Source organism: Chromobacterium sp. Beijing, assembly GCF_021496765.1.
Classification (GTDB): domain Bacteria; phylum Pseudomonadota; class Gammaproteobacteria; order Burkholderiales; family Chromobacteriaceae; genus Chromobacterium.
In genome coordinates, this window is the sequence record NZ_CP053750.1 from 4,725,127 (window position 1) to 4,739,379 (window position 14,253).

The following is a 14,253-nucleotide window of genomic DNA, read 5'->3' on the forward strand; positions in this document are numbered from 1 at the left end:
TCGTGGAGCGTTACACGGTGAGTACACCTTCTAAATGCTGATGTACCCCGCGTACATTCCGCTTTCTCAGCGGTTTTCGCCTAGCTCGCGAGATCGCAAACACGTTCTTAGAGCGGCCAACAAAATCTTTGAGGCAAGGCGCGCCGACGCAGCATCAGGGGTTTTTCGCCGTTCTTACTTTTCGGTGAGGCCGCCGCCCAGCGCCTTGTACAGCGCAATGGCGTTGCTCAGTTCGCCGCGGCGCAGGTCCAGCAGCCCTTGTTGGGCGGCGTAGAGTTGGCGCTGGGCGTCCAGCAGTTCCAGCCGGCCGTCCACGCCGGCGCGGTAGCGCTGGCCGGAGAGGTCGGCGCGGCGCTCGGCGCTGGCCACCGCGCGCGCCTGGGCGTCTATCTGGCGGCTGAAGGTTTCGCGGCCGGCCAGGCCGTCGGCCACTTCGCGGAAGGCAATCTGGATGGCGCGTTCGTATTCGGCCACGGCGCTGGATTTGCGCACTTCCGCCAGCCGCAGTTCGGCGCGCAGCCGGCCGCCCTGGAACAGCGGGATGTTGATTTGCGGCGCAAAGCTCCATACGTGTTGGCCGCCGTCGAACAGATTGCGCAGGCCGGGGCTGAGGAAGCCGGCGGAGGTGCTCAGCGACAGCCGGGGGAAGAAGGCGGCGCGCGCGGCGCCGATGTCGGCGTTGGCGGCTTCCAGTTGTTGTTCGGCTTGCAGGATGTCCGGGCGGCGGAACAGCAGCTCGGAGGGCAGGCCGGCGGCCAGCCGGGTCACCACCGGCTGGCGGTCCAGCGGCAGCGGCTCGGGCAGGTCTTCCGGCGGTTCCGCGCCCAGCAGCAGGCGCAGCGCGTTGCGCGCCTGGTCCGCGGCGCGGGCGCGGGCTTCCAGGTCGGCGTCGGCGCTGGCCACTTGGCCTTCGGCCTGGGCCACGTCCAGGCCGCCGGCCTGTTGCGCGTCCTTGAGCCGGCGCGCCAGCGCCAGCGATTGCCGCCAGTCCGCCTGGGTGCGTTCCGCCAGCGCCAGTTGTTCGCGCGCCAGCCGTTCCGCGAAGTAGGCGTCCGCCACCGCGCCCACCAGGGCGATCTGGGCGGCGCGGCGGCCGTGGTCGGTGGCCAGGTAGCGGGCGAAGGCGGCGTCGGACAGCGCGCGCACGCGGCCGAACAGGTCAATCTCAAACGCGCTGACGCCCACGTTGACGCCGTACTGGTTTTGCACGGCGGCCGGGGTGAACGGATCGGTTTCGCGGTTGGCCGGGCTGCGCTGGCGGTTGAGGCCGGCGCCGGCGTCCACGGACGGCAGCCGCGCGGCGCGCTGGATGCCGTATTGGGCTTCGGCGGCTTCCACGTTGAGAGCGGCCAGGCGCAGGTCGCGGTTATTGCGCAGCGCCAGCTCTATCAGGCTTTGCAGCCGGCGGTCGCCGAACATGGCGCGCCAGCCCAGGTCGGCGGCGTTGGCGTTGGCATCGTCCGCGGCCGCCGTGGCGTAGCGGGCCGGCACCGGCGGCTCCGGCTTGCGCAGCGGCTGGGTCAGCGAGCAGGCGGAGACGCTTAGGGCCAGGGCCAGGGGGAGGAGCGCTTTCATGATTCAACTTTCTGTTCCGCGGCCGGACGCGGCTTGCGCCAGTTGGCGATGCGCGCTTGCGCGCTCATCACGACCACGAAGAATACGGGTACGAAGAAGATGGCCAGCACGGTGGCGGTGACCATGCCGCCGAACACGCCGGTGCCGATGGCGTTCTGGGTTTCGGCGCTGGCGCCGGTGGCCAGCATCAGCGGCAGCACGCCCAGGCCGAAGGCCAGCGAGGTCATCAGGATGGGGCGCAGCCGCAGCCGGGAGGCTTGCACCGCGGCGTCCACCAGGCTCTTGCCTTCTTCATGCAGTTGTTTGGCGAACTCGATGATCAGGATGGCGTTCTTGGCGGACAGGCCAATTACGGTGATCAGGCCCACTTTGAAGAACACGTCGTTGGGCATGCCGCGCAGCATCACCGCGCCGATGGCGCCGATCAGGCCCAGCGGCACCACCAGCATCACGGACAGCGGGATGGCCCAGCTTTCGTACAGCGCGGCCAGCACCAGGAACACCACGATCATGGACAGCGCCATCAGCATGGGGGCCTGGGCCGCGGATTGGCGTTCCTGCAGCGATTGGCCGGTCCAGGCCAGGGCGAAGCCGGGCGGCAGTTGCGTGGCCAGCCGTTCCATCTCGGCCATGGCCGCGCCGCTGGAGTAGCCGGGCGCGGCGCCGCCGGACAGGCGGGCGGACGGGTAGCCCTGGAAGCGCACCAGTTGCAGCGGGGTTTCGGACCAGGCCGGGCGCACCACTTCGGACAGCGGCACCATGCCGCCGCTGGCGTTGCGCACGTAGAGCTTGAGCACATTGTCCAGCTGCATGCGCGCCGGCGCGTCGGCCTGGATGATGACTTGCTGCATGCGGCCGGCGTGCGGGAAGTCGTTGACGTAGGTGGAGCCCATGGCGGTGGACAGGGTGTCGCTGACGCTGTTGAAGGACACGCCCAGCGCCTCGGCCTTTTGCCGGTCTATGTCCAGGCGCACGCTGGTGCCGGCCGGCAGGCTGTCCGGGTAGACGCCCTGGACGATCTTGCTGCGGGAGGCCAGTTCCAGCAATTGGGCTTCGGCCGCTTTGAGCGCGGCGTGGCCTTGGTTGGCGCGGTCTTGCAGCCGCAGGCTGAAGCCGGAGCTGGTGCCCAGTTCGTCGATGGCCGGCGGCAGCAGGCTCATCGCCGCGCCTTCCGTGACGGCGGACAGGCGATGTTGGGCGCGCATGGCTTCTTCCACGGTGCTGCTGTCGCCGCGTTGTTTCCAGTCTTTGAGCACGGCGAAGTTCAGCGCCGCGTTGGGGCCGGAGCCGGAGAAGCCGTAGCCGATGATGGAGATGCTGGACTGGAGCGCAGGGCGCGTCGCCAGATGGTCATCGAGCGTTTTAACCACGTCGCGGGTGCGCTCGACGGTGGCGTCCGCGGGCAAGAGAAAGCTGGTCATGAAATAGCCCTGGTCTTCTTCCGGCAGGAAGGAGGAGGGCAGCGCCTTGAAGCCGGCGGCCAGCGCGCCGGAGATGGCCAGGAACAGCAGCATCACGCGGCCGGCGCGGCCTATCAGCCGGCCTACGCGGGTTTCGTACCAGGCGGTGAGCTGGGCGAAGCGGCGGTTGAACCAGCCGAAAAAGCCGCGCTTTTCATGGTGTCCCTGCGGGATGGGCTTGAGCATGGTGGCGCACAGCGCCGGGGTCAGTGTCAGCGCCAGCAGCGCGGAGAACAGGATGGCCACGGCCATGGACAGGGAAAACTGTTGGTAGATCACGCCCACGGAGCCGCTGGACAGGGCCATGGGGATGAAGACGGCGGTGAGCACCAGGGTGATGCCGACGATGGCGCCGGTGATTTCCTTCATGGCCTTGGAGGTGGCGTCCTGCGGGGACAGGCCTTCTTCCGCCATCAGCCGTTCCACGTTTTCCACCACCACGATGGCGTCGTCTACGATGATGCCGATGGCCAGCACCATGCCGAACATGGTCAGCACATTGATGGAGAAGCCGGTGGCCAGCATCACGGCGAAGGTGCCCAGCATGGCCACCGGGGCGACGATGGCTGGGATCAGGGTGTAACGCGCGTTTTGCAGGAACAGATACATCACCAGGAAGACCAGCACCATGGCTTCCAGCAGGGTGTGGATCACTTTTTCGATGGAGATCTTGACGAAGGGCGCGGTGTCGAAGGGCACGGAGTAGCTGATGCCGGCCGGCATGGAGGTGCTCAGCTCGGCCAGCCGCGCCCGCACCGCTTCCGCGGTTTTGACCGCGTTGGCGCCCGGCGCCAGTTGCACGCCGGCGAAGGAGGCGGGCTTGCCGTTTTCGCGGCTGACGAAGCTATAGCCCTGGGAGCCTATCTCCACCCGCGCCACGTCGCCCAGCACCACTTTGGAGCCGTTGGCGTTGGCGCGCAGCACGATGGCGGCGAACTCTTCCGGCGCGGTCAGCTGGCCTTGCACGGTGAGCGGCACGGTGACGCGCTGGCCGGGCAGGGCGGGCGCGGCGCCCAGGCTGCCGGGGGCGATCTGGACGTTTTGCTGGGCGATGGCGGCGGTGAGCTCGCTCATGGACAGGCCGTAGGTGATCAGCTTGGCCGGGTCCACCCAGACGCGCATCGCTTGTTCCGTGCCAAATTGTTGGACGCGGCCCACGCCTTCGATGCGGCGCAGTTCTTCGGCGATATTGCGCGACAGGTAGTCGCTGAGCGCGCCTTCGTCGAAGCGGCCGCTGTCCGAGCGCAGGCCGATCAGCATCAGGAAGCCGGAGGAGGCGGATTCCACCATCACGCCGTTCTGGCGTACCGGGGCGGGCAGCCGCGGCTCCACCGCCTTGAGTTTGTTCTGCACGTCCACCTGGGCCAGCTCCGGGTCCGTGCCCGGCTTGAAGGTGACGGTGATCTGGGCGGTGCCGGAGGTATCGGCCGAGGATTCGAAATACAGCAGGTTCTTGACGCCGGACAGCTCGCGCTCGATCAGGCTGAGCACGCCGTCGCTCATGGTCTGCGGCGTGGCGCCGGGGTAGCTGGCGGTGATGGTGACCGAGGGCGGCGCCACCGAGGGGTAACGCGCGATCGGCAGCTGCGGGATGGCGATCACCCCCAGCAGAATGATGAACAGGGCGATCACCCAGGCGAACACCGGGCGGCGGATGAAGAATTGAGACATGACGGCTTCCTTCGATCAGCGCTTGGCCGCGGGCGCGGCTTCGCTGGCGGCCACCACGGCGCCGTCGGCGAGGCGTTCCATGCCCTCGACCACGACCTTCTGCCCGGCGCGCAGGCCGGAGCGGATGCGGTATTGGCGGTTGGCCAGTTCGCCCAGCTCCACCACGTTCAGCCGCGCCTGGTTCTTGGCGTCCACGGTCCACAGTTGGGTCTTGCCGCCGATGCGCACCACGGCCTGCTGCGGCACGGTCAGCGCCGCCGCGTAGCTGGCGCGCGGCACGCGGGCGCGGACGAACATGCCGGGGAGCAGCCGCCGCTCGGGGTTGTCCACCAGCACGCGCAAGAGCACGTCGCCGGTGCCGGCGTCCACGTTGACGCCGGAGAACAGGATGCGGCCGTTGAGGCCGTAGGGCGCGCCGTCGTCGCGCAGGATGGACACCGGCAGGCCGCCGCCGGCGCTGTCCGGCTGGGCGGCCAGGCTTTGGCGCACGGCTTCCAGCGCCGCCGCCGGCTGGCGCACGTCCACGTACACCTGGTCTATCTGTTGGATGCGGGCCATCGGGGCGCCGTCGGCGCCGCCCACCAGCGCGCCCTCGGTGACCAGGGCCTGGTCGATGCGGCCGGAGATGGGCGCTTCCACGCGGGAGAATTTCAGGTCCAGCTGGCGGCGGGCCAGCGCGGCGCGCGCCTGGGCCACGTCCGCGGCGGCCTGATCGCGCTGGGACGCGGCGTCGTCGTAAACCTGGCGGCTGACGGCGTCGGTTTCCACCAGCGGCTTGAGGCGGGCGGTTTGCACCCGCGCGCGCGTCAGCGCGGCCTCGGCGCGTTGCAGCGCGGCGGCGGCGGTGTCCACTTCCGCCTTGAACGGCGCCGGGTTGATCTGGAACAGCGGCTGGCCGGCGCGCACCTCGGTGCCTTGCTCAAATTGCCGGCGCAGCACGATGCCGCTGACCTGGGGGCGGATTTCCGCCACCCGCACCGCGGCCACGCGGCCGGGCAGGTCTTCGCTCAGCTTGAGCGGGGCCGGGGCCGCGCTGAGGGTGCGCACCGGGATCGCCGGCGGCGGCGCTTGGGTCTCGGCTTGTCCGCAGGCGCTCAGCAGCGCCGCCGCCAGCAGGCAGCCGCCGCCGTAGAGGCTGGCTCGTTTACTCTTCATTTCCACTCCAATCAGGCTTGGGCGGCGGGCCGCCCGTAAAAAATATGCGGCAGTATGCCGGGGTCGGATGGGGTTTTTCGTGTGGTAGCATGGAGATTCGATGGAGATGCAAACAGGATGCGAAATCGGCGCCATGACTCAGACAATGCGACCGTCCGGCGGGGCTCAAGACCGTCAGGCCTTGATCCTCGTCGCTGAAGACGAACCCGAGATCGCGGAGATTCTCACCGCCTATCTGACCCGCAGCGGCATGCGTTGCGCGCACGCGGCGGACGGCCGGCAGGCGCTGGAGCTGCACCTGTCGCTGAAGCCGGATCTGGTCTTGCTGGACGTGCAGATGCCGCGCGCCGACGGCTGGCAGGTGTTGGCGGAAATCCGCCACCGCGGCGACACGCCGGTGATCATGCTGACGGCGCTGGACCAGGACATCGACAAGCTGATGGGCTTGCGCATCGGCGCGGACGACTACGTGGTCAAACCCTTCAATCCCGCCGAGGTGGTGGCGCGCACGCAGGCGGTGCTGCGCCGCTCCATGTCCGGCGCGCGTCAGGCGGAGCCGCGCGTGCTGCGCGCGGAGCCGTTCGAGATCGATCTGGAAAACCACGAAGTGGCGGTGCAGGCCGGCAAGCAGCGCCATGTGCTGACGCTGACCCTGACCGAATTCAAACTGCTGGCGCAACTGGCGCGCGCGCCGCGGCGGGTGTTCAGCCGCGCCGAGCTGCTGGCCGCCTGCCTGCCGGAAGGCGACGCCTTGGAGCGCACCGTGGACAGCCACATCAGCAAGCTGCGCAAGAAGCTGGAGGAGTGCGGCGTGGACGGCGTGCCGGTGGGCGTGCGCGGCGTGGGTTACAAGCTGTGGGGCGCGGAATGAGGCTGGAGGGGCTGAGCCGGCAGATCGCGCTGTCGATGGCGACGATGGCCTTCTGCGTGACCGTGCTGGTGGTGGTGACCGGCTTCACTTTCTACTATGTGGCGATGACCTACTGGCCGGTGCATTTCGAGACGCCGGGCTGGAAGATGACGATGCCGGAATGGGTGTGGCTGCTGTCCAGCACCGTGGCGGGCCTGGCGCTGTCGGTGGTGATGGGCCTGCGTCTGGCGCGCCGCATCCTGGTGCCGCTCAACTCCGTGGCGGAGGGCATACGCCGCGTGGCCCAGGGCGATCTGGACGCGCGCGCGGCGGCCGGGGACCGTTCGCTGCGCGAGGCGGCGGCGCTGGCCGACGACTTCAACGCGCTGGCGGACCAGTTGCAGCGCATGACCAAGGAGCAGGCGTTCTGGAACGCCGCCATCGCCCATGAGCTGCGCACCCCGGTCACGGTGCTGCGCGGACGGCTGCAAGGGCTGGCGGAAGGGGTGTTCACCCCGGACGAGAACCAGTTCCGCCGGCTGCTGGCCCAGGTGGAGAGCCTGGCGCATCTGATCGAGGACTTGCGCGTGATCAGCCTGGCGGAAAGCGGGCATCTGGACATAGAGATGCGAGACACCGATCTGGCGGCCGAAGTGCGCGCGGTGGTGGAGGTGTTCGAGGACGCCTTGTTGGCGGCCGGCTTGCAGGCGGTGCTGGATCTGGACGAGCGCCCGGCGCATTGCGATCCGGTGCGCATCCGCCAGGCGCTGCTGGCCTTGCTGGACAATGCGCGCCGCTACGCCCAGCCCGGCCTGGTGCGGGTGCGGCTGCGCATGGAGGACGGCCTGTGCAGCTTGCGGGTGGAGGACGAGGGGCCGGGCATTCCAGACGATTTCGCGCCGCACGCCTTCGAGGCCTTCCGCCGCGCGGACGCGGCGCGGCAAAGCGGCAAGGGCGGCAGCGGCCTGGGGCTGGCGGTGGTGGCCGCCATCGCGCTGGCTCACGGCGGCGAGGCCCGTTGCAGCCGCGTGGGCGGCGGCAGCCGCTTTGAGCTGAGCTGGCCGCAGCCGGCGTCTTAACCGGCTGGGCGCGCAGCCCGCTTCATGAACACAAGCTCCGGGTCGCCGTCGTCCAGATTGTCGATGCGTCCGCTTTCCCGGAAGCCCAGCTTGTCCAGCAAGCGCCGCATCGGCAGATTGGATTCATTGGCGGAGGTGAACAGCTTGTCGCCCGCGCATCGCCGTTCAAACTCCGCCATCAAGGCGCTGGCCACGCCGCGGCCTCTGGCGGCTTCCGCCACCATCAGCAGCGGGATGAAGCGTTGTTGAAAGAAGGAGCGGTCCAGAATGCCGTAGCCCAGCGCCTCCTCGGCCTCGGCCAGCCAGCAGCTTTGCGCGGCGATGGCCTCGCCCAGCATCCTGCGTCGGGCGGGGTCCCGCTGCGCGATGGCGTCGACGCCGATCAGGGCCGGCAGGTCCGCCGCTTGCGCGGCTCGTATCTTGATATCCAGTTTGAGCATGGCTTGCATGTGGTCATCCCGCGCCCGCTTTCAAGGCCGCGTTGATGGTTTTCCACTGCCGGGCGGCGCCGGCGATGAAGAGCAGCAGCAGGACGCCGGTGGCGATCTGGAGGGCGGGCGCGTCGGGGCTGGACAAGAGGGGATGGCCCAAGGGCAGCCGGGTGGAGGTTTCCGTGACGGCCGGAATCCAATGGAACAGGAAGGTGGCGGACAAGCCGACGGCGGACGCATGGGCGGCCTTGCCGCCGAAAAGGCCCTTGAACTCCGCCAGCAGCGCCAGCAGCAGGACGACCAGCGTGATGAGGGCCAAGGCGTGCGGCTTGCCGAAGCCGCCGTGCTGAAAAATGCCCAGGGCGGTGACGCAGCTGATCACGGTGCCGATCACATAAGCCTGGCCCAGTCGATTGCGCGGGCTGATCCTGCCGTCGCGCCACAGCGCGATAGCGCCGAAAGCGACCGCCAGCAGGCTGACGGCGGTATGAAAGACCCCCAGCGGGGTGAGTCCATATAGCATTTGGATCTCCTTGCTCATAAAGGCTTGGATGCGGCCGGGCCGGAGTCTTGCCGGCCCAGGCTTTGCTGCCACAGCACTATCACTATAAGACCTATGGCCATCACGCATTCCAGCCGGAAGAAGTCCAGGCAGGACAGCAATTGCGATTGCTGCGTCAGCTGCCCCGCCAGCACGGCCATTCTTTGTTTGGCGCTCAGCTCCGGCAAGGCTTGCTGCAATTGGTCCAGCGCGGCGTTGAACGCCGGGTTGAGCACGCTGAAACCCTCGGACAGGCGCTGGTAGTGCAAGGCGTTGCGCGCTTGCAGAAACACTGTACTGGCGGCCACCCCCATGGACAGCGACAGCTGACGGACGATGTTCTTGGTCTGGTAGGCGCGGGCGAAGTCGGGCTGATCGATATGGCTGAAGGTGGCCTGCGCCACCGCCATGATGAACAGGGACATGAAGCCGCCGTTGCAGATCAGGATGCTTACGATCAGGCTGGCCGGCGCGTTTTGATTGAGGCCGGACATCAACACGCCGTAGAGCAGCAGCAGGCAGCAGGCCGCCGCCATCATGGCGCGCACGCCGCGCGCCCGGCGCTTGAGCAATAAAAAGGCGTAGAACGTGGAAAACAGGATGCCGGCGACAAAGCTCACCGACAGCAAGCGCCCGGTTGTCGGCAGGTCAAAGCCCAGCGCCTGCTGCGCCATCACCGGCAGGATGTAGCTGTTGGCGGAAACCAGCAGATAGCAGCAGCTGTAAAAGCCCAGGCCGGCCAGGTAGCGCAGCTGGAGCAGGGCTTTCTTGCGCAGCGGGCGCCGCCGGCGGTGGTATTGCCAGCCCCAGCCGGCCAGCAAGGCCAGCGAGAGGATGGCCAGCAGCCATTCGGGCCGGGAGAAGAAATCGTAGGGCAGCTGTTGAATCAGCCATTGCAGCGCCAGCACGCCGACAATCATGCACAGGAAGGCGCGCGAGCCCTGGGTGTGAGGATGGGCCGGTTCCGCCCGCTGGCTCAGCAGCCGGGTGGCCGGCCAGGCCAGCGCCAGCGCCGGCAGCACGGCGAAGAAAATCCAGCGCCAGTCCTGGCGGCTGATCAATTCCGCGCCCAGCAGCGGGCCGCAGGCGGAGCCCAGCATCAGCGCATAGCCGAAACAGAGCAGGCCCAGCATCTTGCTCTTGTCCGTCAGCGCGTTCACTTCCACCCGCGCCGCGGTGAAGAAAGCCGCCCCGCCCAGGCCTTGCAGCGCCCGGCCCAGTATCAGCTGGCTGGGGCTATTGGCGAAACCGCAGGTCAGCGCGCCGACGCCGAACACGATGATGGACAGGCGGATATAACGCCGCATGCCCAGGCGGCGGCTCAGCCATTCGTGCTGCAACAGCACCAGAACGGCGGCGCTGGCGTAAGCCATGGCCGCATAGCTGAACTCCTCCGGCGCGGCGCCCACGCCGCCCATCACCTGGCTGGAGGCGAAGTTGAGCAGGCCGTTCTGGAAAAACTCCAGACAGGCGATCAGCATGATGGAAATCAGATACCAGGGCGTGGCTTGCGTGCGTTCGTCGTTCATGGGCTCGGGACTCGGGAGGGTGTCCCCATTATCGGAGCCGGCTATAATTCAATGAAATCGATTGTTTACATGGCATCTATCGAAATGACTGATATAGACGCGGTCTGGCTGCGCCGCCTGGATCTCAACAATATGGTGGCCTTGCACACGCTGCTGAGCACGCGCAACGTCAGCCAGAGCGCGCGGCTGCTGTGCCTGGGGCAGCCGGCGGTCAGCCATCTGCTCAAGCAGCTGCGGGAGCAGTTGCAGGACGCCTTGTTGTACCGGCACGGCCAGCGCATGATGCCCACCCCGTTCGCCGAGGCCTTGCTGCCTGAATTGGAAGCCTGGCTGGGCGCCGGCGAGCGCCTGTTCCGGCAACGGCCCGTGGACCTGGAAACAGTGGAAAGAACGGTGCGGCTGGCCTTGCCGGACGCGCTGGAGGCCGCCTTGCTGCCCGGCTTGCTCGGGGCCTGCCGCGAGCGGGCGCCGGGCCTGAGCGTGGATGTGGCGGCCTTGTCCGCCGCTCAGGCGCTGGCGGCGCTGGAATCGGCGCAGATTGATTACGCCGTTGGCTACTTTCCCTTCCCCACGCCCCGGCTGGAACGCCAGACCCTGCTGCGCAGCGGCTTCGCCTGCCTCTATCACCGCGGACAGCTGCAATTGCCGGCCGTGGTGGGCGCGGAGGAAGTGGCTGCCTGGCCGCATGTCTACACCTCTTACATCGGCGAAGCGCTCAGCCTGATAGACCATTACCTGCAACTGCGCGGCTTGCAGCGCCGCGTCTTGGCGCGCGCCGCCAGCCTGCTGGCCATTCCGCCGATACTGGCGGCGGTGCCGGCGGTGGCGGTGCTGCCCTCCGTGGTTTGCGCCATCGTCGGCCGGCATCAGACGGGCATGGCGCGGGCGCAGATAGACGAGCCGAGCTTGCGGATCGATGTGGAGTTGTTATGGCATCCCAGGGTGAACGACGATCCGGTGCATCAATTCGTGAGGACCGAACTGGCCGGGCTGTGCGCGGGCGGCCGGATCGCGCCGGACGGCGCTGAGGGGGAGGACATGGCGTAAAAAAACCGCGCCGTTGGCCGGTCGCGGCTTGTTTGATCTGCGGCGCTTGCTGCTTTGCAGGCAGAGGTGGCGCCCCGACAGACGTAGAATTGGAATTTCAAATTATTGATATTTAATGAATTTCTTGTTTGTTGATTTTTTAAATGCCCCCGTCGATGCCCCCAGCGCTGCATCCTTGCCATCTTTGAATGGCAACTTTATTATTATTCATCTGGAGTTTTATTATATTTCTGGTAAGGACTCAATGAATTTTCTAAGACTTTCATTGTGGTTAATAGCAAGTGTGAGGTTTTTATTTTTTTCAAATCCTTTGGTTAAAGTTTGGTAGCAATCGTAAGTTTTTTCATATGTTCCGTTTGATTTTTTAATAATTGTATCGAGCGCTATTTCGCATGATTTAGTCTTGTTTCTATGATGACTTGTTGTTTTTATAGGGAGAATCCAGCATTCTAATGAGTATACGCATATTGCGTATAAAACTCTGTTAGGAAATTTTTCTAAAATAATGTCCCCTAAAATGTTATTTATTTTTTCAACTATGTCATTTATTAATGCCGCTACAGATTTTTCATTCCCATTTTGATCTGTTTTCCTTACGTCAAATTTCTCATGTTCTATTATATCGGCATCAATTTGAATTATTAAGAAATCATTAAGGTGGAGAGCTTCTGATACTTTTTCATTGTCGGAACAATATTCTAATACTTTTTCCCATCCCCCGAAATTTCCTTGCCGTGATTCATCAGTTTCGTCTCGGATAGGTTGTAATGGATGAATATCCAAGTTGGGATCTTGATAGTGACCGTAAAGAATGGATTCTAGTGCGACTTGGTCTGTTATTCCTTCACATATTAAGGCGAAGCTTGTCATTTTCAAAATCCACTTGGAAGACCACCTAGCGAGCCACGAAGAAACGCTTCTGAAAGTCTAATCGGTTTTTCATCAGATGATTGGATAGGTTTCTCTTTTCGTTCTGCTCGTGTAAAGCCAAGTCTGTTTCGTGAAATCACAAATAGTCTCTGATTGTCATCGTCCAGATTTAAACCATCTAAAATTGCAGGATTGTGTGTAGTTAGTATTACTTGTTTGTCATACTTTTCAGCCAGTTTCGTGATGATTTGCATTAATTTTTGACAAAGTTTAGGGTTTAAAGAAGCATCAATGTTATCAATGGCGAAGAATTTAGGTGTCAAATTAGAGGAGAATAACGTAAAGTAGAATAAAAGAAATAAAAATCCTTCGTTGACACTTAGTTGGTTAAAGTACTTTTTGCTGTTGTCAATGTATTTGTCTTCGATTTCAATACGGCTACCTGTGCTTTCTGACTTAACTTCGAATGCTTTAAACCAGCCAAGGACTTTTAATGATTTGGTTATTTCATTTAAAATATCTCGTTGGCTCTCATCCAGTGAAATTACTTGCAATAGTCTAAGAAGCCCTTCACCATTTATTCCTAATGGTTCAATTTGTCCTTCTTTCTCAAAAGTTTTTAAGGATGAATTTTCCGGTGAGTATATGATAAATTTTGAAAGGGTATCTGAAGTAGTATTTGTTGATTCTTTGAATATCAATTCCTTTATTATATTGTCTGCCATTTCTTGATTTTTTGATTTAATTTCTTTTTTGATGGTGGATGATATATTTTTTGCATTATCTAAGGTGTCACTAAGTTGGCCTAGTATTTCCTTAAGCGTTTCTCTAAATACATCAAGTGTGTCAGTGTTTATGGCTTCGTGCTTTAGTTTGTTCAGCCTCTCAGGTGCATTTGTTAGGTTAAATGTATTCGTTGCGTTGAATATTCTTGATTCCCATTTGGAATATGGTGCATTGTCATTTGTTAATTTGAAGCTGATTTTGGTCTTTTCATCATTAGCACTTATCTCAATTGGCCTCTCGATGGAACAGTCTGGAAAGGCGGGACGCATATATTCTGGAGGTGTGACACGTATACCTCTAGATGCTAAGAATTCATTATCTAGCTTTCCTGCACTGGCGGCTCCAGCTAGTGCGATCGCCTCAAGAATATTACTTTTCCCAGCACCGTTTTCTCCAATGATGACGTTTACACGACCAAGGGGAAGTTTTAGATTGTCAATTGACTTGTAGCCTTTGACATAGAGTAAATTAATCACAGAGTCCTCTCGATGCTCTAGTTATAGCTTCTGAATTTTAGGGCATAAATGCTGCATCGGAAATAGTGCCAGAAAGTTTTGTTGCAAATTCAGTCTTACAAGCTTGTTCCAGATAACACTTTTGGGAAAATTAGTTAGCGAATGACAGAGTAAGCCTGCTGGGTCTACAGCCTCGATTGGTGGCTCTAGGCAGGCTTTCGGGATTGCTACTTTGTTTTACAGAACTTGATAGTGAGTGAAGTTACTACGGATCATTTTTGCGTGCTGCCAGGTACATACATCTAGAATCCCCCCGAAACCGTGGATTGACCCCTAAGTCTTTGTCCTGTAACGGCTTTTCATCCACGGTTTGTCCACCACCTCTCCCCCGATTCCGTGGATGCCGCATAAACTTCAATAAAATCAATGCCATGAAGGGAAGGGCGAATCCACCATTTCCACCACATCAGTCGGCAAACCCGTGGATTAATTTTTAAGCAGCGCTCCGAAACCGTGGATGGCCGCTTGCTTCCCCTTTCACTGCTTTTCTTCTCTATCTCTTTGTTTTTTATAAAGGAAGAAGAGAAGAAGAGGGGTGAAACCGTAAAACCCCAATGTGGAAGAATTGGAGCAAACCGTGGAAGTGGGAGGCGAAACCGTGGATTTCAGAGAGCAAACCGTGGATGGGTTGTTCTCAACAATCAATGACTTAGGTGTAGTTAAGGGGTCAATCCACGGAATTTCTTCATATCCTACCACACCCAATGGCGCGTAAGCCGGCGGATTCCGGCCGTTCTTGCTGGT

11 protein-coding genes are annotated in these 14,253 nt (G+C 62.1%); 3 read left to right on the forward strand and 8 right to left on the reverse strand.

Annotated features, from left to right (window positions below):
- Window positions 1–174 precede the first annotated feature (174 nt).
- Genes HQN78_RS22070 through HQN78_RS22080 form a run of 3 tightly spaced genes read right to left on the reverse strand, consistent with a single transcriptional unit; the run spans window position 175 to window position 5,861 of the window.
- On the reverse strand, window positions 175–1,575 hold the full coding sequence (locus HQN78_RS22070) for an efflux transporter outer membrane subunit (protein ID WP_235086293.1): 1,401 nt from the start codon (window positions 1,573–1,575) through the stop codon (window positions 175–177).
- A complete protein-coding gene (locus HQN78_RS22075) occupies window positions 1,572–4,706 on the reverse strand; it encodes an efflux RND transporter permease subunit (protein WP_235086295.1) in 3,135 nt (1,044 codons plus the stop codon). Before HQN78_RS22075 ends, HQN78_RS22070 begins: the two co-directional genes overlap by 4 nt.
- Window positions 4,707–4,721: 15 nt before the next feature.
- Window positions 4,722–5,861 (reverse strand): efflux RND transporter periplasmic adaptor subunit, encoded by a 1,140-nt coding sequence (locus HQN78_RS22080; protein ID WP_235086297.1) that lies wholly within the window; start codon window positions 5,859–5,861, stop codon window positions 4,722–4,724.
- 133 nt (window positions 5,862–5,994) lie between these two features.
- Here HQN78_RS22080 and HQN78_RS22085 point away from each other — a divergent pair, with 133 nt between their 5' ends.
- Together HQN78_RS22085 and HQN78_RS22090 are read left to right on the forward strand one after the other, a co-directional pair.
- Window positions 5,995–6,732 (forward strand): response regulator, encoded by a 738-nt coding sequence (locus HQN78_RS22085; RefSeq protein ID WP_107801976.1) that lies wholly within the window; start codon window positions 5,995–5,997, stop codon window positions 6,730–6,732.
- A complete protein-coding gene (locus HQN78_RS22090; protein WP_107800698.1) occupies window positions 6,729–7,790 on the forward strand; it encodes an ATP-binding protein in 1,062 nt (353 codons plus the stop codon). The genes HQN78_RS22085 and HQN78_RS22090 overlap by 4 nt, the downstream gene beginning before the upstream one ends.
- Here HQN78_RS22090 and HQN78_RS22095 read toward each other — a convergent pair.
- Genes HQN78_RS22095 through HQN78_RS22105 form a run of 3 tightly spaced genes read right to left on the reverse strand, consistent with a single transcriptional unit; the run spans window position 7,787 to window position 10,291 of the window.
- Window positions 7,787–8,239 (reverse strand): GNAT family N-acetyltransferase, encoded by a 453-nt coding sequence (locus HQN78_RS22095; RefSeq protein WP_235086299.1) that lies wholly within the window; start codon window positions 8,237–8,239, stop codon window positions 7,787–7,789. The two genes, HQN78_RS22090 and HQN78_RS22095, sit on opposite strands and share 4 nt — an antisense overlap.
- 4 nt (window positions 8,240–8,243) lie before the next feature.
- Window positions 8,244–8,744 carry a hypothetical protein gene (locus HQN78_RS22100; protein ID WP_235086302.1) on the reverse strand — a complete coding sequence of 167 codons (501 nt, stop codon included), beginning with the start codon at window positions 8,742–8,744 and terminating at the stop codon, window positions 8,244–8,246.
- A 14-nt stretch (window positions 8,745–8,758) separates the two neighbouring features.
- A complete protein-coding gene (locus tag HQN78_RS22105) occupies window positions 8,759–10,291 on the reverse strand; it encodes an MFS transporter (protein ID WP_235086304.1) in 1,533 nt (510 codons plus the stop codon).
- 84 nt (window positions 10,292–10,375) lie between these two features.
- On the opposite strand from HQN78_RS22105, the gene HQN78_RS22110 reads away from it, so the two are divergent.
- Entirely contained in the window at window positions 10,376–11,338 is a 963-nt protein-coding gene (locus tag HQN78_RS22110; protein ID WP_235086307.1) for a LysR family transcriptional regulator, read from the forward strand.
- A 222-nt stretch (window positions 11,339–11,560) separates the two neighbouring features.
- On the opposite strand, the gene HQN78_RS22115 is transcribed toward HQN78_RS22110, so the two are convergent.
- Window positions 11,561–12,208 carry a hypothetical protein gene (locus tag HQN78_RS22115; RefSeq protein WP_235086309.1) on the reverse strand — a complete coding sequence of 216 codons (648 nt, stop codon included), beginning with the start codon at window positions 12,206–12,208 and terminating at the stop codon, window positions 11,561–11,563.
- Between the two features lie 2 nt (window positions 12,209–12,210).
- On the reverse strand, window positions 12,211–13,470 hold the full coding sequence (locus tag HQN78_RS22120; protein ID WP_235086312.1) for an AAA family ATPase: 1,260 nt from the start codon (window positions 13,468–13,470) through the stop codon (window positions 12,211–12,213).
- Window positions 13,471–14,253 lie beyond the last annotated feature (783 nt).

Coding starts and splice junctions, on each gene's coding strand:
- HQN78_RS22080 (WP_235086297.1), bottom strand. CDS start 5,861: ATGAAGAGTAAACGAGCCAGCCTCTACGGCGGCGGCTGCCTGCTGGCG.
- HQN78_RS22105 (WP_235086304.1), bottom strand. CDS start 10,291: ATGAACGACGAACGCACGCAAGCCACGCCCTGGTATCTGATTTCCATC.
- HQN78_RS22085 (WP_107801976.1), top strand. CDS start 5,995: ATGACTCAGACAATGCGACCGTCCGGCGGGGCTCAAGACCGTCAGGCC.
- HQN78_RS22090 (WP_107800698.1), top strand. CDS start 6,729: ATGAGGCTGGAGGGGCTGAGCCGGCAGATCGCGCTGTCGATGGCGACG.
- HQN78_RS22075 (WP_235086295.1), bottom strand. CDS start 4,706: ATGTCTCAATTCTTCATCCGCCGCCCGGTGTTCGCCTGGGTGATCGCC.
- HQN78_RS22110 (WP_235086307.1), top strand. CDS start 10,376: ATGACTGATATAGACGCGGTCTGGCTGCGCCGCCTGGATCTCAACAAT.
- HQN78_RS22115 (WP_235086309.1), bottom strand. CDS start 12,208: ATGACAAGCTTCGCCTTAATATGTGAAGGAATAACAGACCAAGTCGCA.
- HQN78_RS22070 (WP_235086293.1), bottom strand. CDS start 1,575: ATGAAAGCGCTCCTCCCCCTGGCCCTGGCCCTAAGCGTCTCCGCCTGC.
- HQN78_RS22095 (WP_235086299.1), bottom strand. CDS start 8,239: ATGCAAGCCATGCTCAAACTGGATATCAAGATACGAGCCGCGCAAGCG.
- HQN78_RS22100 (WP_235086302.1), bottom strand. CDS start 8,744: ATGCTATATGGACTCACCCCGCTGGGGGTCTTTCATACCGCCGTCAGC.